Annotated in this window: 19 protein-coding genes; 9 read left to right on the top strand and 10 right to left on the bottom strand. The window is 50.1% G+C overall.

Annotation, left to right across the window (positions count from 1 at the left end; translation table 11 throughout):
- Positions 1 to 84 precede the first annotated feature (84 nt).
- From AC506A_RS22910 to infC, 4 genes are all read left to right on the top strand, one after another.
- Positions 85 to 1,401 carry a TolB-like translocation protein gene (locus AC506A_RS22910; protein ID WP_495463306.1) on the top strand — a complete coding sequence of 439 codons (1,317 nt, stop codon included), beginning with the start codon at positions 85 to 87 and terminating at the stop codon, positions 1,399 to 1,401.
- A gap of 153 nt (positions 1,402 to 1,554) precedes the next feature.
- Positions 1,555 to 1,827: a hypothetical protein gene (locus AC506A_RS22915; protein WP_495463307.1), complete on the top strand. Its 273-nt coding sequence runs from the start codon at positions 1,555 to 1,557 to the stop codon at positions 1,825 to 1,827.
- A gap of 72 nt (positions 1,828 to 1,899) precedes the next feature.
- Complete coding sequence (locus AC506A_RS22920; protein WP_495463308.1) at positions 1,900 to 2,481, top strand: hypothetical protein; 582 nt, start codon at positions 1,900 to 1,902, stop codon at positions 2,479 to 2,481.
- A 15-nt stretch (positions 2,482 to 2,496) separates the two neighbouring features.
- Complete coding sequence (infC, locus tag AC506A_RS22925; protein WP_495463309.1) at positions 2,497 to 2,982, top strand: translation initiation factor IF-3; 486 nt, start codon at positions 2,497 to 2,499, stop codon at positions 2,980 to 2,982.
- Between the two features lie 428 nt (positions 2,983 to 3,410).
- Here the strand turns inward: infC and AC506A_RS22930 are convergent, their stop codons facing one another.
- The 5 genes from AC506A_RS22930 to AC506A_RS22950 all read right to left on the bottom strand — a co-directional run bounded on the left by AC506A_RS22930 (position 3,411) and on the right by AC506A_RS22950 (position 7,083).
- Positions 3,411 to 3,635 (bottom strand): hypothetical protein, encoded by a 225-nt coding sequence (locus tag AC506A_RS22930; RefSeq protein ID WP_495463310.1) that lies wholly within the window; start codon positions 3,633 to 3,635, stop codon positions 3,411 to 3,413.
- 111 nt (positions 3,636 to 3,746) lie between these two features.
- Entirely contained in the window at positions 3,747 to 4,805 is a 1,059-nt protein-coding gene (locus tag AC506A_RS22935) for a hypothetical protein (RefSeq protein WP_495463311.1), read from the bottom strand.
- A 22-nt stretch (positions 4,806 to 4,827) separates the two neighbouring features.
- Complete coding sequence (locus AC506A_RS22940; RefSeq protein WP_495463312.1) at positions 4,828 to 5,829, bottom strand: hypothetical protein; 1,002 nt, start codon at positions 5,827 to 5,829, stop codon at positions 4,828 to 4,830.
- Entirely contained in the window at positions 5,826 to 6,758 is a 933-nt protein-coding gene (locus AC506A_RS22945) for a helix-turn-helix transcriptional regulator (protein ID WP_495463372.1), read from the bottom strand. Before AC506A_RS22945 ends, AC506A_RS22940 begins: the two co-directional genes overlap by 4 nt.
- Positions 6,759 to 6,894: 136 nt before the next feature.
- On the bottom strand, positions 6,895 to 7,083 hold the full coding sequence (locus tag AC506A_RS22950; protein WP_495463313.1) for a hypothetical protein: 189 nt from the start codon (positions 7,081 to 7,083) through the stop codon (positions 6,895 to 6,897).
- Positions 7,084 to 7,273: 190 nt separating this feature from the next.
- Between AC506A_RS22950 and AC506A_RS22955 the strand changes: the two genes are divergently transcribed.
- Together AC506A_RS22955 and AC506A_RS22960 are read left to right on the top strand one after the other, a co-directional pair.
- Positions 7,274 to 7,768, top strand: coding sequence for a hypothetical protein (locus tag AC506A_RS22955; RefSeq protein WP_494821294.1), 495 nt, complete (start codon positions 7,274 to 7,276; stop codon positions 7,766 to 7,768).
- Between the two features lie 121 nt (positions 7,769 to 7,889).
- On the top strand, positions 7,890 to 8,546 hold the full coding sequence (locus AC506A_RS22960; RefSeq protein ID WP_495463314.1) for an HAD family hydrolase: 657 nt from the start codon (positions 7,890 to 7,892) through the stop codon (positions 8,544 to 8,546).
- 125 nt (positions 8,547 to 8,671) lie between these two features.
- Here the strand turns inward: AC506A_RS22960 and AC506A_RS22965 are convergent, their stop codons facing one another.
- The 4 genes from AC506A_RS22965 to AC506A_RS22980 form a co-directional block, all read right to left on the bottom strand.
- Complete coding sequence (locus AC506A_RS22965; RefSeq protein ID WP_495463315.1) at positions 8,672 to 9,373, bottom strand: PspA/IM30 family protein; 702 nt, start codon at positions 9,371 to 9,373, stop codon at positions 8,672 to 8,674.
- A gap of 76 nt (positions 9,374 to 9,449) precedes the next feature.
- Positions 9,450 to 9,677: a PspC domain-containing protein gene (locus AC506A_RS22970; RefSeq protein ID WP_495463316.1), complete on the bottom strand. Its 228-nt coding sequence runs from the start codon at positions 9,675 to 9,677 to the stop codon at positions 9,450 to 9,452.
- Positions 9,678 to 9,973: 296 nt separating this feature from the next.
- Entirely contained in the window at positions 9,974 to 11,266 is a 1,293-nt protein-coding gene (locus AC506A_RS22975) for a LysM peptidoglycan-binding domain-containing protein (protein WP_495463317.1), read from the bottom strand.
- Positions 11,267 to 11,374: 108 nt separating this feature from the next.
- A complete protein-coding gene (locus AC506A_RS22980) occupies positions 11,375 to 12,205 on the bottom strand; it encodes a hypothetical protein (RefSeq protein WP_495463318.1) in 831 nt (276 codons plus the stop codon).
- Between the two features lie 287 nt (positions 12,206 to 12,492).
- Between AC506A_RS22980 and AC506A_RS22985 the strand changes: the two genes are divergently transcribed.
- The gene (locus tag AC506A_RS22985) at positions 12,493 to 13,080 is read left to right on the top strand and encodes a guanylate kinase (protein WP_495463319.1); all 588 of its coding nucleotides are present in this window, start codon (positions 12,493 to 12,495) and stop codon (positions 13,078 to 13,080) included.
- Positions 13,081 to 13,157: 77 nt separating this feature from the next.
- On the opposite strand, the gene AC506A_RS22990 is transcribed toward AC506A_RS22985, so the two are convergent.
- Complete coding sequence (locus AC506A_RS22990; protein ID WP_495463320.1) at positions 13,158 to 14,015, bottom strand: helix-turn-helix domain-containing protein; 858 nt, start codon at positions 14,013 to 14,015, stop codon at positions 13,158 to 13,160.
- An 81-nt stretch (positions 14,016 to 14,096) separates the two neighbouring features.
- Between AC506A_RS22990 and AC506A_RS22995 the strand changes: the two genes are divergently transcribed.
- Together AC506A_RS22995 and AC506A_RS23000 are read left to right on the top strand one after the other, a co-directional pair.
- A complete protein-coding gene (locus tag AC506A_RS22995; protein WP_495463321.1) occupies positions 14,097 to 15,167 on the top strand; it encodes a Gfo/Idh/MocA family protein in 1,071 nt (356 codons plus the stop codon).
- 22 nt (positions 15,168 to 15,189) lie between these two features.
- Positions 15,190 to 16,071, top strand: coding sequence for a sugar phosphate isomerase/epimerase family protein (locus AC506A_RS23000; protein ID WP_495463322.1), 882 nt, complete (start codon positions 15,190 to 15,192; stop codon positions 16,069 to 16,071).
- Positions 16,072 to 16,075 lie beyond the last annotated feature (4 nt).

The raw sequence follows: 16,075 nt of genomic DNA on the forward strand, positions 1-16,075 counted from the left end.
ATTTTGTGCAGGAGGCTGCAATTCATATTAATTGGTAAAACCGTCCATACTACTTCGGGAAACGAGGGAATAGATGGAGGGTATATGAAAAAGAGTCGAGTTACACATACAGGCCGAGCAGCTAGGAGCGGGCTGTTAGCTGCGCTGCTCGCGATTGTTATTGGTGCCTTGCTTATCGGGATGAACGGGACTGTCGTTCGCGCGGAGCCGTCGCCGGGCAAGCCGCTGAAGGCTGCATTTGTACGCGGTGGTGCGCTGTGGGTAAAGGAAGACAGCAAGGAGAAACAGCTCACGCAAGCGGAACATGTTCAGTCGCCGGAGTGGTCATTTGACGGGAAATGGCTGGCTTATTCGGCCGGTGAACAATCCAAGGAGCTGTGGATGCTGGATACGTCGACCGGTACGAAGCATTTGGTCTCCGCTGGCAGCGACGGTAACTTTCAGTGGTCGCCGAATCGACTGCTGCTCGCCTTTGCGCATGAGCAGCGGCTCTATGTCGTTGACCAGCAGGAGGCTGCCAAACCGCTTGAAGTGACGCAGTCGATTGGGAAGATCAGCAACTATGCTTGGCTGCCTGATGGAGACGGGGTTGTGGCATCCACGCAGGCGGAGCTGCTGCCGGACGGCTGGACGCCTGTGCGAGTCATGAAGATTGCGCTGCAGCCGCATCTCAATGGAGCGGGCTCCGTTCAGGCGGATCAGCTGTACGTGCTGCCAACACAGCTGAATGAATTGCCTGTAGTGGGAACAAGCGTGTTCAAGTGGTCGGCCAGCGGCAAATGGATGGCTTTTCTCGCTACGCCTACCGCTTCCCTCTCGGCAGACAGCAACACGTTGTGCGTACTATCTGCTGACGGTACGGTATTCAAGCCAGTGGATCAGATGGTGAACCATGCGAATTGGGTGCAATGGTCGCCTCAAGGCGACGTATTGGCTTACATCGGTGGGATTGGTAGAGAAGCTACATCGGGTAAACAGCTGCGTGTGACGGGAGTTCCGGATCTTAAGCCGAGGAATGATTTGACGCCGGCAGGCTTTGTCGATCAAGACTTTACATGGCGAAGTCCGGTGGATATCGTGGTCTCACGAGCCAAAGCGAGCGAAGGAGCGGGCGGTTCGCAGCAGCGGACATTCCCTTTCTTAGTGAACGTGAATTTGGATGGGGAACGGCAGAAACGAATCACGAAGAGCGCGGAAGGGTATGGGGATTTCGGACCGGTATCGCTTATGACTGGCGGACTTGGCTGGGTGAGATCGAATCGCAGCATGGCGAATGTGCTCGTTGCGCCTCCCGGTCAACGTGAGAAGAAGGCCGTGCAATGGATCGAGAACATCGATATCGGTGGGAATTTCTATGAACAGTGGGCTTGGGATTCGGTGCTGCGGTTTTTTGGGAGATAGTTAGGTGTCAGACTTTAAAATATACTTTTAATACAAGGAACATCTGTAATAGGGTGTTCTTTTTTTTTGGCTAGGAGGTTCCTTTCATATGGTACACTTATGAAAGAATGATTTCCTAGCGAAGGCAGTGAGAACATATTGGAAAGTTATTATATGTTGGTACAGTTACTGTTCGAAGTAAGAAATCTGATTAATTCTCCATTTACTGATGTTACTTGGTCGAATTTTAATACTGTAGAAGAGGTATTGGCCGCACTGGATACATACATTACTAAGCTTAACCGGCGTGATAAATCAGTCATTTTTGAACTTGAACTTCTTTTTGCGCAAACGGGGGCAATACAAGAAATATCAATAAGTAGTGGCTGGGGCAATAAATATATTGAAATATCAAATCGCTTTGATAGTCTTGTGAGAACTAAGTGAAAGCAATTTTATCATCTAAATATTGGAGTGATGAAATGAAAATCAAGGTGGATATATCAACGAGTAAGTTTGATGATATTTTTGATACCGTTGATTTTTATGACGGAAAGACTTTATTTTTTTGATATCACAACAAAATTGCAAAAGAATCTTGAAATACCTGTTTGGGGAGCAAGTCTTACTCCCAAATTTGAACGGTCTAAATATCTTTCACTAGAAAATGAAACACGACTCAAAGAGATTGTTGAGAGAAGTGAGTATGTAGGGGTTCAAATTCAGGGTTTTGGAAAACTAGTGCTAGAAGATGTTATAGCTGGCAACATATCGGTTTCACCGTATGATACATCTGTGAACGGAAACTACTCTTTTTATAAGGATGGACAAGGAAAGATATTGTCTTTTAATAGAGAATGGAATTTGGAATTAGTTGATTCAGAGTGTTATGAATATTATTTTGACTCGAATGTTGCTTTTCCTTATGGACATTGTGATTTGAAGTTATATGCAAAAGGAAAGGTACTATTTGAATTTGAAACTGATGATTGCGTTCATTATCACGATTATTTGTTGAATCCAAACAGGCAAGAAACCTTTTATGGCTTTGTGAAAAATAAAGAGTTGTCTACTAATACTTTTGACGATTTTGAGATATGAAGGGATGGTAAAGTCATGATCGTGAATGAGCAAATTAAAGCTTCCGAGGTTTTGTTAACGGGATTAAATGGCGAGTCGCTGGGGGTTGTTTCACGAGAGGAAGCACTGGCGCTTGCGAGAGAGCATAAGGTTGACTTGGTCTGCACGTCTCTGATGAGCAGCCCTCCGCCTTGCACGTTGATTAGTCGCGGCGCAGCCAAGGAGTCCGCATCCGCAGCGAAGCGTGAGGAGCGAAAGAAGGATCAGCCGCTGAAGGCGAAGGAAATTCGGTTGACGCCGCATATCGAGGAGCATGATTACGACACGAAGCTGCGCCAGTGCGAGAAGCTGTTAGCTTCCGGCAATGCCGTTGATCTTGTCGTTCGTATCCAAGGGAAGGAAGGTCCTAAAGCGAAGGAGCTGCTCGAGCAGCTGTTGAAGGATCTTTCCGGAAGCGGGAAGAAGGAAACAGGGATTCAGCTGAGTGGTAAGCAGGCTGCGGTACGCGTACTGCCGCTGTAAACAAAAGAGGGCGTCCGTTCTGACGACGGATGTTTTTTGTCTGTGCTTCATGAACAAACTTTAACGGTTGTCAGCGTGGCTATATGATGAAAATAAACCTTTTTGAAATGCTAACGGTTGTGACAGACGTTATATGCAGTAATTTGTTCGATTCCTAGTGGAAAACGTTCAAATAAGCTCGCTGGCAACCGCTAGAATATTAAAGGGGTAAATTTAAGCCAAATAACCACTGTCACAACCGTTAGAGTTGGAAGGTGACAAAGCACGCACTCATCGTGGAAGAAATTGGTGGGTTTCTGAAAACAAAGAGAGGCATCCGTTCTGACGATGGGTGCCTCTCTTTGTTTGTTGCAAGGGATGTTCAACCGAACGAGAAAAAGGCCTGTGCCAGGCGGAGAAGCACCTTACTTGGGGCGAATAATCTCCAACTAGAACGAATGCCCGTCTGAATGGTTGGAATAACGCTGCTCATCATCATTATCCGCACCGTCAAAGGCATGTTGGACGTTGTCGACGATTTCTTCGACCGCATGGCTGATCATGTCCAGCGGGCTGGTGTCTTGGTGGTCATGCGGCGTATTAATACCTGCCGCCGTATTAGAGGTTGCGTTGAACATTTCATCATAATCTTGGTTCTGATCTCGGTTACGCATTGCATTGGGCCACCTTTGCTTGGAGTATACCTGTCACGAATCACTCCTATTGTGCCCAGCAATGCCAGGTTACAACCAAGAGAAGCAGCAAGTCCCAGCAAGCAGCTAATCTTACCGAAGCGCTATATCATGGAACCGGTTATGAACCGTTTCCCGCATGAACCTTTTGATCAACGTAATGGCTTCTTGCTCTTGGCCTTGTGCTTCCCGGAGGAGAGCAACAAGGCGTTCGGCGTCATAAGCCCCGTCACCGCCAGCGGCTCCAACGCCATCACCATCACCATCACCATCACCATCACTGCAAAAGTCGCCATCACCGTTACTCTTGCTCCCGCTGAATATACCGTTTAATACCTCCAACAGCTTTTCGAAAAGCTTCCGCACCTGTTCGTAGCTGGCTGCGATTGGCTGACATCCGGGCCAAATGAGTCCAAGCGCGTCCATATACACGGCAAGATCCTGCTTGGCTGCAGCATAAGTGCGAACCACGGCTATCGCTTCTGCCAGATCGTATTCACCGTGCTCCAGCACCTCGATCAGTGCGGCATAAGCTTGCTCACCGCAGGCATATTCGCTTGCGGGAAGCAGCGCATCATGCGATTCCCAGTAGTGGATCGCTTGCATCAACGACTCTCGGTACACCTCATGCGGATCAAGCACGATGTGACTTTCGTTGATCTGATAGTACCAGTAGGGGGAGTTGCCAAGGCCGAAATCCGCATAAGGCAGCTGACTCAACTCCCCATTTTCCTCTGAGCCATCCGTGTATAGAAGGAGCTGCGCAGCATCGTCGTATCCAGCAGCGATGACAAAGGCATCCTTCCAGAAGATCGCTCCTGAGCCGCGGTCAATTGCCCCTTTAATAGCACGAAGCGCATGCTTCTGATATAAAGGGAATGTAGGATGAAAGTTAAATCCAGCATGCTGAGAGCTGGTCATGCCGATGAAATCGGCAGCGAGAAAATGCTCCGCCAACCAGTTATAAGCGGTAGTGGATGGGGCCGCCAGCCTGCGATGGACAGTGAACCGAAATCCCATCGAGGTCATGCCGGCCAGCATGGACTTGGATTGCGAGAACAAGCCGCGATGCACGAGAACGGCATGCAGCGCATCGATATAGGAATCCGATTGCGGGCTCAACTGTAAACCAACCAGTCGTTTCGGCGCCATGAGCAGCGTCGCCTCCTCTCTATTATCGCGGCGAGGCAACGCCCCACCTGCGAATGGTTGATCGATTCAAATCCGGGTACCGCTCCGAGATGGAGCGGAATATGGTAATGGCTTGTTCCTCCAGCTGCTCTGCTTGATGCAGCATGTCGCATAGCGAATCACGACTTGCAGGGTCCACCTGTCTACCATTGACACCATTCTCATTGATACATGTCTTCATGCGAGGCAGCAGACGCAACAGTTCCTTGTACGCTGCCGAAGCCTCCTCCAGACCGCGAAACTTCCCCGAAACATCCCTCAGATAAGAGGCGATTTCTCCACGTGTATACCAATAATCATCCAAAATATATACGGCTCCACCTTCATCATAATCCCCGCTTAGCAAACCATTTCGAAGGAAGGTGTAGGCGAGCTTTCCGGATGCAATATCGGTATTCGGTAATGTTTTGTATGGCGTATCCCAGTCGTGAATGGCAAGTCGTAACGATTCCAGCACCATATCCGGAAGCGGGATTTCTACGCGTTCACCGAAAACCTGACAATACCAGAAACCGGTGAAGTTTAAACCGAGGTTATCGTACAGCACGATGCTATACTCGGAGGAGTGTCCATTTTGCACATAGAATACGGCATCCTCGTCGTCATAGCCATAGATAACGCCAAACTCCGGAATCCAGTAAATAACGCCGATGCCGTCATCTAATGATTGTTTGACCCATTGTATGGCATCCTGTTGGTAATAAGAGAAAGTGGGGTGGCGGGTGCGGCCCGCATCCCAAACCGTATAAAGGCCGAGATTTCGGATGGCCGGTTCATGCTCGTCGCCCCATTGCCCATAGGCGGAAACCGATAGCGGCAGGAGCCGCTCATGCACCGTGAATTTGAAGGCCATGCCGGTGAGGCCGGCAAGCCTATATTTAGGGCCGTCAAACAATCGCGCCGCTGATAATATCGCATGCAGGCTGTCGATATACGACTTGGATTGCCGCTTCATCCGGATGTCTTCAAGCATTACTCGCGTCATGTTTTCGCTTCTCCTCCTTCTCCCAAACGATCTAATGTACGTCTGCATAGCGCATCCAGCTGTTCCCGAAGCCATCTTGGCGCAAGCAGTGCTTCCCAAGAGGAGACTAGCAAGTGATGCAGAAACGACTCGATTTCATGAAATTCGATCGTATATACGGTCTGATCAGGAGAGGCGGAGCGGATGCGATATCCGTGCCAGGAATCCGAGGTGACAGGCTGGGCAAGCTTCACTTGGGCAGTATAAGGCTTGCGCTGCGGCGATCCCGCCGCAGTAGAACCGGCGCCCCATTCCAACATTTCCGCGTCAATGGGCTCGAACCGCGTTGAAGTCACATCTGAACTTGCAATGCTATCCAGCCGCAGCATGCGCTGCTTGTCATCTTTTTCGCAATAGGCAATCACATAATCGCAATTGTATTGACTCATCAGCTTAAGTGGCCGTATGGACAACTGCAGCAGTCCTGTTTCATCCCGATAAGTAATTCGAACTACAAAATGCTGCGCGATCGCATAGGAGATCCGTTCAAAGGTGTGAATAAGCTGCGGATTGGTTTCAAAAATAGGTAATCGGCGCCGAAACTCTTCGGTCTCCGCATCCTCCTCCGAGAAGCGTTCGAGCAAATGCGCGACGCGGTTGACGGCTGCCGCATTATCGTAATTGTACTGGCGGTAGCGATAGGCCAAATATTTTAACACCTTCTTCTCCTCGTCGGTCATATAGAGCAAGGGAAGCGCGTATGTTTTATTCTCGTAGCAATATCCGCGGTATTTAGCTACATAAAGCAAGGGGGCTGAGAGCGAGTAGGTCAAATATTCGATATCGCGCTGCGCCTGGCGCTTCGAAATTTCGAATTGCTGAGCCAGCTGTGTGCTGCTCGGGTACTTGCCTACTCTAATCTGACTATCGAACCACCTGATTCGGTGCATGTTGCTCAAGTCGTACCACCCCTTTCCGAAAGAACGAATGCTGCTGTATGTATTACATCATCCGGAGCCTTCGACTGACAAGTAAAGTTTGTGTCCAAAAAAGTGCCCGCCTCCTGTTCGGAGAACGGGCAGCTCGCTAACCGGTAATGCGGTCTACGGATTCCTGTGATGAATGGATGCATTGTTTGCACACTTTTACGGAAGTTCCGTCTGATTTAGCCCGAGGATAGAGCAGTTTGATGCGTGTTCTGCTGCAGACCGGACAAGTGCCGCGGCCGCGAGATGGAAGGTTCCACAGCGCACGCCCGCGTTTTGTTTTTGCCATTGGTAATGACCCTCTTTCGAAAACTGAAGTGAATACAAGATTAAGTATAAAATAGCTGATGCGACATAAAATGTCGTATCAGTAAGCGATTGCAGCTGCTTATGAATGTGAACATCTCGTGTGTAAGTTTTGTCTTGCGTGGCTGCTGTGGTATAATCACAGCAAATATTACCGTTTCCCGGAGGCGATTATGCTCAGTTTTGACCAGAAGCTTTCGATTTTGGAGTCCTTTCCTGAGCTCAAGCGGAAGGACGTGTCACTAGGCCGTGTTAATTATCAGTATGATGAAAGTTTGTACGATAAGAAAAATGTGGCGTTCCACCTGCACCCGAATGGGAATGGGTACGTGTATGCCGGACATTTGCGTGGCTATGATACGGATGAGAAGGGGTTTGTGAATATCCGCGGCTATGAAGCCGATGCTTTCCGTCAATTGGTAGAGGAGTCAATCCGCTCGCTATCCTACCGTGCACCGGAACCGACATCGAAGAGCGCCAAGGCTGCTGCTGCCCCGCGCGGCGAGGTACATGCCTCGACTTGGTTCGGACCCGAGAAGCAGTCGCTTATACTGAAGCATGAGGATGATCTGTGGTACGTGTACGCCGGACCGAACCTCGAAATGGTGCTCGAAACCTATGAAGAGGCTGAACAATATTTGCAGGAGGAAGGCTTCTTCCTGTTATAAACCGCAACTAAGAAACCGTCAGACGGGCAAGCCCGTTCGCTGGCGGTTTTTTCTTTTTCTATTTACATCGGTCGATTGGATCGTCTACGATCATGCTAGTGAGAATGGGGGAGTGGTCAAAATGACGATACGCGCAATTGTGTTTGATTTCGACGGAACGCTGGTGGATACCGAATCATGTGCCTACGATGCGTTTTGCCGGATTTATGGGGAGCATGACCAAGTGCTGCCGCTGGAGAAATGGGCGCTATGCGTGGGGACGGTGGGCGGACCGTTCGATCCGTATGATGATCTGCAGGAGTTGGCGGGGAAGAAGCTTGATCGGACTGCGCTGAAGCAGCGGTTTGAGGTACTGCATGACGAATTCCTGCTCGAAGCGACGCTTCGTCCCGGCGTGTTGGCAATTCTGGAGGAAGCGAAGCAGCTTGGGCTGCGAATCGGTCTTGCTTCCAGCTCCGATCGGGCATGGATTGACAGACATCTGAGAGAGCAAGGAATTGCCGGTTATTTCGAGGCGATCTATTCACGTGATGATGTCGAGCGCGTTAAGCCGGATCCCGCACTTTACCAATTGGCCGTTGAAGCGCTTGGCTTTCAAGCGTCTGAGACTGTTGCGGTGGAGGATTCGCTTAATGGGCTTAAGGCGGCCAAGGCTGCGGGCTTGAAGGCGATTGCGGTTCCGAATCCGATCACCTCGCATATGGATTTATCTCAGGCAGATGTGCTGATTGCCGGTTTCGAGGAGCAGACATTGGCGGAGTTGCTCGCGCGATTGTAATTTAGTGGGTAATGGTGCGTTAGCACAATAGCTGTGGTCGGGTTTATTTCGTTACATGCAATTACTCAAAAAGGAACCTGTTCCCAATTAGGGAATAGGTTCCTTTTTTTGGTCAGACTTAACGATTATTCCGTTGGCAGCTTTTTACGCAGCTGCTCCATTTGCTCATTGATGAGAGCATCTTTAGCCGGCGTGGCTGCGGCTGTATTGGCAGGTGCACCATACGTGTCGCTGTAGCCTGCGCTGTAGGGTTGGCGGGACATCGCTACATGAGCTTCCCATTGTGCGATTTTCTCTTCGATGCGCTGGAAGCCGCGCGAAGCGGATCCGCCTTCGAGGCTGGCGCGGCCAACGCTGAAGCTCGGCATGCCGGTGCGTGATTTCGCCGCCGTTTGTTGAATCCGTGCAAGCAGCTCTTCACGTTTCTTAAGCAGCAGCGGGAGCTCGGCGCGTGCTTTCTCAAGGCGCTGTGTCAGCTCAGCAATGGTAAGCTTCGCTTTCTCGATCCACTGCGAATATTCCTGCACCTTCTCGGTGTAATGCAGCTTAGCGGTTAATGCCTCGCGTGCCGTTGCTTCATTGCCTGCTCTCATGGCATCCAGTGCTTTGGTTTCGCTGTGTTCTGCCATTACAGCTGCTTCGTTCGCTTGTTGTGCCAGTCCTTTAATCATCGCTTCTTGCTTGAACAATTCTTGCTGAGCGCTTGCGATCTCATCTTGCATGCTGCGTACATATTGGTTGAGCATCATCGCTGGATCTTCCAGTTTATCGAGCAATTCGTTAGCAGCTGCTTGTGTAATATTGAAAATTCGGTTTAACAATCCCATTGTTGAACATCTCCTAGTTTTAGTTGTAGTTGTTGTTGCCTAGCTTAATGACCGACGGTGCATACTGCGTGTTGCATTAGACGTGGAAGTGGAAACGGCTGTCCGGAGATAGGACCTCGAAAGGCGCTTTTGGTACAATCAGACTTGCGATAATGTAAGCGAGCAGCGTTGTGCCAAGGCTGAACACGCCGGATACGATCAGGACAAGTCGGATGATGGTCGGATCGATGCCGAGCCAATCCCCGAGGCCGCCGGATAGACCCGTTAATTTGCGGTTTAGAGTGGAACGGTAAAGCTTCTTCATGTTTGAAACATCTCCTTTAGGTTTGTGGTGGTTGATGTACTGCCGTTTATAGTGAAGTTATGTTCTGGCGTATTGTGATGACGTCTCACTGATATCCTTAGTTTAAAATAGTGCGGCCTTCCTCGAAACGGTCTGGCGGCTGTTCTTGATGCTGGCCTTAAGGCGGGGGACACCTCCGACCTTAGGCGGCTATGAACGACAAATAAGCACCCTGCATCTGGTTCGGCTTGCTGCCGAAACCATAAGAGCGGAGTGCTTATTATCCGTGTTAGGTCGCCTAGGCGACGATGATTATGCTAAGGCAGCAGTTTAATGACATTAAAGTTATCCTCGATTAACAACCAATTCTGCGGGAAGCTAAGACCAAGCTTCCAATAACTAATACCGCGCAGCTTGAGCTGTTTAAGTAGATTAAATTTCGCTTGAATGGAGCGGGCATCCTCAAACCATACCTTATGCTCCTTGCCATTCGCGTCCCAATAAGAGAAGTGCGGCGCCTGAGCGGTATAGTCGTATAAGATCTGGGCGTTGTATTGCCTGGCGAGGGCTATGGCCGCTTGCGGACTAATGGCTCGTGCATAGGCACCGCCAGGCACGTAGGGCAGTGTCCAGTCATAGCCGTACAAGTTTTGCCCCATGACGATTTTCTCTGCCGGCATTTCTGTCAGTGCATATTCCAGCACGGTTCGAACCGGCCCGATCGGAGAGACGGGCATTGGCGGTCCGCCGCTGTAGCCCCACTCGTAGGTCATGATGATGACAAAGTCAGCGATCTGCCCATGCGCCTTGTAATCATGCCCGGAATACCATGCACCTTGTTGGGTTGCGCTTGTTTTGGGAGCGAGAGCAGTGGACATGGTCAGTCCTGCAGCATGGATCGGGACGACGGCTTTTCGCAGAAACCGGTTGTAGGCTTCCCTGTCCTCCGGGCGAAGATGCTCCAGATCGAAGTGGATGTCCTTGTAATTCAGCCGCTTCGCTGTCTGCAGAATGTTGGCAATCAGTTTATCCTGCAGTGCCGGATCATTCAGAATAAGCTGGCCGAGCTCTGCGCTGAACTGATCGCCTTCCAAATTGGTGATCGTCATCATCATCGCTGTTCGGTAACGCCGCGCGATGGATTCGAGATCGCCGAGCGGAGGAAGGGCCAGCGTACCGTCACGTTGGATGCGGAAGCTCGACGGTGCCAGATACGTGAGATGCGGAGCTGCGCTTCTGGCTGCTTCCGTTAAAGCAGGCGAGACTGTTGTCCCCCGCGGGTCAATGTAGGCATTGACAACCGCACTGCGCTTCGGAATTGGCGGGATATAGAGGCGATGGCCGACCTGCAGGGCACTATTGATCCCTATGTTGTTGACGGAAGCTAATGTGGCCGCTGTAGTGCCAAATTTGGCGGCGATTGTCGTTAGTGTATCCCCCGGAAGCACCCAATAATATTGCCCGACAATCGGAATGACGAGTGCCTGTCCGATGACCAAGGTATCGGTTGGCGAGATTTCATTGGCGGAAGTAATATCTGTAACGGGTATCCCGTACGCCTGTGACAGTCGGTAAAGCGTCTGTCCCGCCTGCACGACATGAATTTGCATTGTTTCCCCCTCCTCATGTGCCGCTTAGCACGCAATTGCATTCAGAAGCCGAACTCGCCTCTTACATGCTATTCCGTTCTATTGCCGCTCATGTCAGGGCCGATTGCGTTATTTGGTCGGAATTTCTGCGTTCGTTGCACGGATGATTTCGGAAATGCGCATTTCAAAAGCGCTGACACGCTGCTTCTGCTCAACAATGGTGCGCGAGATCGATACGAGCGTGGTCAACGATTGGAGCGTACCTTCATAGGAGTTTACTTTGATCGTCTCGTTTAACGTTTTGACGACGGGTGAGATGTTCTTCTTCGTGCCGGCAATGACCGATTGGACCGACGTAATCTGGCTGCGCAGCGGATCTGCTTCGGCGAGTTTAGTACGCAGATGCTTGATCGTGGCAGAAGTGGCAGCCTTCGCGGACTTAAGAATCTCTTCCTTTAAGCGAATTTCAGTGCGGGCAAGCTGGGTAGAAGGCTTCAATAGATCTGCCTGAATCTGCAATAACGCAGCCAACTGCTTCAACTTAAGGAATTTGGCGTCTTTGATTTGCGTATTTAATGACGCGTACATAGCGAACAGCGGTTTATATCGTTCTTTGGTTTGGGTCACGTCCTGTGTAAGCTTGCTGATCTTAGCGGCATCAACCTGGTTGATGCGCGCGCGGATAGCGGTAAGTGCATTGCCGTTGTAGTAATGGAGGGAAGCAATTGCTGTATCGAGTGCATCTTCTTTCTGCTGAAGAGCAGTCAAGTACTGAGATTGGACGGTGAGCTTCTCTTTCATGGCATAACTGGCAGCGGTTACTTGCTTCGAGAGCTTGCTTTGGGCAGAATCGGTCAGCTTCACGGATGACGCGGAGATGGGGGCGGGCATGGAGATCCATAGTGCGAGCAGTGTAAGTAGTACGGCTGAAATCGGCTTTCTCATCATAGAATGTAACATAGTGATAAGCTCCTCCTTGGACGGGTTCCCCTGATAAACGCAAAAACACCCGCAAGAAAGGCATGATAGGCCTTTGCTTACGGGTGCTTCCAACGTAAGAGAACTTATTTTGTTTATTTTGTAAAATGTATCCTATTCATTGGAAAAAGTCAACCATTCATTAAGACGATGATTGCTGGATTTTACTGGTTTAAGTTATAATGAAATAATAGATTCCAAGCCTGTAGATTTCGCCCTGGTACACCCGAACGGATAGGACCAATCCAAGAGTTCAGGAGGCTGTGACGATGAGTGAACAGAAGGATCGTGAGCTGATTTTCGTATTTACGGGACCGGATGGCTCCGGACGCAAAACAGTAGCTGACAGCGTAGGCACGACACTAGGTATTACCAAGGTAATCTCGTATGCGACACGCAGACCACGTCCGGGTGAAGTGAACGGTCAGGATTATCACTTCATCACCCCTGAGCTGTACGATCAATTCGATGCCGACGGCGATTTTATTGAAAGCGTTACCGTCAATGGGAATCGCTACGGTTTGCGGGGCAAAGACATTGCGTACAGCATGAAGAAGGGCGGCAGCATCTATCTGATTTTGAATCATGAAGGTGCTCATGCGCTGAAGGATATGTATGGTGATCGCGTAGTGCGGCTGTTCATCTATGCAGATCGGCGTACCGTTCAGGAAAGGCAAACGCAAGAAGGAATAGACCCCGATATTATAAAATCTAATTTGGAACAATATGAAACGGCAATCGGCTACCAATCCAGGTGCGAGCATGCCTTCGAGAATTATGATCTCGCGCATACTGTATTTGAAATTTCCAATACGCTCGAGAGTTATCTGGAGCGGAATTTGGAAGAGCGTGACTAACACTATGAACGATGTATAAGCTCGTCCCTTCATGGAAGGGGCGAGCTTTGTTGTTGCTGTTGACGCGGCGCATCGCCTTAGCCCATCCGGGAGCGATAAGTCGTCGGTGCCGTATCCGTAAGCTTCTTGAATAGGCGGGAGAAATAGAACATATCCGAATAGCCTAGAAGCGAGGCGATTTCCATGACGGTTTTGTCTGTGTTGAGGAGCAGCTTCTTGGCTTCCGCTACTTTGAGCCGATGAACAAATTCGCCGAGCGGGTAACCCGTATAGTCGTGAACGATCCGTCTTAAGGTCGGAATCGAGATATGATGTCTTGCCGCGAGTGCCGTGCTGTCGAGCGGCTGATAGACGGTGCTGGACAAGTCGTCCAGCAGGCTGTGCACGAACAAGGCGCGACTGCTCGTCTGCGTCTGATTAAAGCGCAGCGACATGTCGAAGAGCAGCGATTCCAGGGCAAGTGCGGCCCGATCTTGGTTGGCGGGAACGGCGCTGTCCATGAGCTGGAAGATAAGCTCGATTTTGCTTAGGAAGCTCTCGTCGGTTCCGACGGACTTCACGAGCTCCGGATGCTCGTACCAATTTGCAAGCCACTCTTCCACACGCTCGCCCTCGAGAGCAAAATAATACTCGTCCCAATAGCCATCCGTCTCCGGTCCGTATTGAAACACCGCGCCGGGGTACAAGCAGAATAGCGATCCTGCCTCGACGATTTGACGATCCTCCGAGTCGGTTTGGTAGTATCCTCGGCCTGCTCCAATATATACGAATGACCATTGATCAAATTCGGCTTTTTCCCTTTGAGAGGTACGTCCGGGCAAATGGCCGGCATTCGTGATCATCAACGATTTCACGCGCAGCTTCTTCACATCAACCATGCAGTCGAACAAGCGCATTGGAAGCGGACTGATCATATTGTCCATGTAGGTTGGCATGGTGTGCATTCTCCCATCCTTCATCACAAGGTAAACTCATTATAACGAAAACGATTACAGAAGGGAAAGGTTGATCAAATCATGACAACAGCGGAAAAAAAGTTAAATATAGGCGTTATTGGTGCAGGTTCTATTTCGGGTGCGCATTTAGGGGCTTACGCTTCCAATAGCGATGCTGTCCTTGTAGCGATTTGCGATAAGAACGAAGCGCGCGCTCAAGCGGCTGCAGACAAGTATGGTGCTTCCAAGATTTACACGGATTATCATGAGCTGCTTGCTGATCCCGGCATCGATGCTGTAAGTATCTGTACTTGGAATAACACACATGCAGAAATTACGATTGCAGCGCTGGAAGCCGGCAAGCATGTCTTGTGCGAGAAGCCGCTGTGCAAGACAGTTGCAGAGGCAGAGCGTGTACAAGCGGCGGTTGAGGCTACGGGCAAATTGCTGCAAGTTGGTTTTGTACGTCGTTATGCTTCAAGCATTGAAGTGCTGAAACGTTTTATCGATGCCGGCGATCTGGGTGAAATTTACTATGCGAAAGCAACATGCCTGCGCAGACTTGGCAATCCGGGCGGCTGGTTCTCCGATATTGAACGCTCCGGCGGCGGTCCATTGATCGATCTTGGCGTTCATATTATTGATATCTGCTGGTACCTCATGGGCAAACCGAAGGTGAAGTCGGTCAGCGGCAATACGTACCGTAAGCTTGGCAACCGTTCGCATATTAAGAATCTGGGCTTCTATAAAGCAGCAGATTATGATGCAGAGAAGAATGATGTAGAAGATTTGGCGAATGCGGTTATCCGTTTCGAGAACGGCGCTTCCTTGATGGTCGATGTCAGCTTCACGCTGCATGCACAGAAGGATGAGCTGTCTGTGAAGCTGTTTGGCGAGCAAGGCGGAGCAGAAGTGGAGCCGGCTCTTATTATTATGGGTGAGAAACACGACACGATCGTGAATTTGACGCCGCAGGTCGATCACACTACCTTTGATTTCAACGATGCATTCGGCAGAGAAATCGGACACTTCGTCAACAGCTGCCTTGGCCGTACAGAGACGCTGAGCCCTGTTCAAGATGGTGTGGAAGTGACGCGCATGCTGTGCGCTATTTATGAGTCGGCGGCAAAAGGAATCGAAATTCATTTTTAAACAGAAGGGTTGATAACATACGATGACGATTCATCTATCCAATAAAATAGGCGTTATTGTGGACAGCTTCGGTATTGGCGTCCGTGAAGGATTGTTGAAGGCAAAAGAGGTCGGCGCAGAAGGCGTGCAAATCTATGCGGTTTCCGGCGAGATGGACCCTGCTAATATGGATACGAATGCAAGACGCGAAATGCGTTCGCTTATCGACGGACTAGGGCTGGATATCTCCGCACTATGCGGCGATTTGGGTGGACATGGTTTCCAGGATGCAGCGGCTAATGCGGAGAAGGTTGAGCAGTCCAAGCGTATCCTCGATCTGGCCGTCGAGCTCGGTACTAACATCGTGACGACGCATATCGGTATCGTGCCGGATGATAAGAACGGTGCGATCTATGCGGCAATGCAGCAGGCATGCGAGGAGCTTGGCCAATACGCGAAGAGCTTGAATGCTTATTTTGCCATTGAGACAGGTCCGGAACCGGCTGCGCATCTGAAGAGCTTCCTAGATACACTTAGCACGAACGGCGTTTCGGTCAACTTCGACCCAGCCAATATGGTCATGGTGACAGGCGATGATCCGGTACAAGGCGTTATTACGCTGAAGGATTACATCGTGCATACCCATGTGAAGGATGGCCGAAGACTGCGTGTCGTTGATCCGCGCCAAGTATATGGTTTCCTCGGTTATCAGAAAATGACGCATGAGCATATTGCAGAGATGGCTTCCGGCGGATTGGATTTTGAAGAGGTTCCGCTTGGTGAGGGAACCGTTGATTTTGACGCTTATTTTGCTGCATTGCAATCCATTGGTTACACAGGTTACTTGACGATCGAACGTGAGGTTGGCGCGAAGCCGGAACTGGATATTCGCAGAGCGGTGGAATTTATTAAACAGTACCGCTAGGGTG

It is taken from the genome of Paenibacillus sp. N22P23 (genome assembly GCF_059383735.1).

Excerpts from the sequence above, each read along its gene's own strand:
- AC506A_RS22910 (WP_495463306.1), top strand. The coding sequence starts at position 85 with ATGAAAAAGAGTCGAGTTACACATACAGGCCGAGCAGCTAGGAGCGGG.
- AC506A_RS22920 (WP_495463308.1), top strand. The coding sequence starts at position 1,900 with ATGATATTTTTGATACCGTTGATTTTTATGACGGAAAGACTTTATTTT.
- AC506A_RS22980 (WP_495463318.1), bottom strand. The coding sequence starts at position 12,205 with ATGTTACATTCTATGATGAGAAAGCCGATTTCAGCCGTACTACTTACA.
- AC506A_RS23000 (WP_495463322.1), top strand. The coding sequence starts at position 15,190 with ATGACGATTCATCTATCCAATAAAATAGGCGTTATTGTGGACAGCTTC.
- AC506A_RS22940 (WP_495463312.1), bottom strand. The coding sequence starts at position 5,829 with ATGACGCGAGTAATGCTTGAAGACATCCGGATGAAGCGGCAATCCAAG.
- AC506A_RS22915 (WP_495463307.1), top strand. The coding sequence starts at position 1,555 with ATGTTGGTACAGTTACTGTTCGAAGTAAGAAATCTGATTAATTCTCCA.
- AC506A_RS22970 (WP_495463316.1), bottom strand. The coding sequence starts at position 9,677 with ATGAAGAAGCTTTACCGTTCCACTCTAAACCGCAAATTAACGGGTCTA.
- AC506A_RS22965 (WP_495463315.1), bottom strand. The coding sequence starts at position 9,373 with ATGGGATTGTTAAACCGAATTTTCAATATTACACAAGCAGCTGCTAAC.
- AC506A_RS22945 (WP_495463372.1), bottom strand. The coding sequence starts at position 6,758 with ATGCACCGAATCAGGTGGTTCGATAGTCAGATTAGAGTAGGCAAGTAC.
- AC506A_RS22985 (WP_495463319.1), top strand. The coding sequence starts at position 12,493 with ATGAGTGAACAGAAGGATCGTGAGCTGATTTTCGTATTTACGGGACCG.
- AC506A_RS22930 (WP_495463310.1), bottom strand. The coding sequence starts at position 3,635 with ATGCGTAACCGAGATCAGAACCAAGATTATGATGAAATGTTCAACGCA.
- AC506A_RS22960 (WP_495463314.1), top strand. The coding sequence starts at position 7,890 with ATGACGATACGCGCAATTGTGTTTGATTTCGACGGAACGCTGGTGGAT.
- AC506A_RS22935 (WP_495463311.1), bottom strand. The coding sequence starts at position 4,805 with ATGGCGCCGAAACGACTGGTTGGTTTACAGTTGAGCCCGCAATCGGAT.
- AC506A_RS22955 (WP_494821294.1), top strand. The coding sequence starts at position 7,274 with ATGCTCAGTTTTGACCAGAAGCTTTCGATTTTGGAGTCCTTTCCTGAG.
- AC506A_RS22995 (WP_495463321.1), top strand. The coding sequence starts at position 14,097 with ATGACAACAGCGGAAAAAAAGTTAAATATAGGCGTTATTGGTGCAGGT.
- infC (WP_495463309.1), top strand. The coding sequence starts at position 2,497 with ATGATCGTGAATGAGCAAATTAAAGCTTCCGAGGTTTTGTTAACGGGA.
- AC506A_RS22990 (WP_495463320.1), bottom strand. The coding sequence starts at position 14,015 with ATGCCAACCTACATGGACAATATGATCAGTCCGCTTCCAATGCGCTTG.
- AC506A_RS22975 (WP_495463317.1), bottom strand. The coding sequence starts at position 11,266 with ATGCAAATTCATGTCGTGCAGGCGGGACAGACGCTTTACCGACTGTCA.
- AC506A_RS22950 (WP_495463313.1), bottom strand. The coding sequence starts at position 7,083 with ATGGCAAAAACAAAACGCGGGCGTGCGCTGTGGAACCTTCCATCTCGC.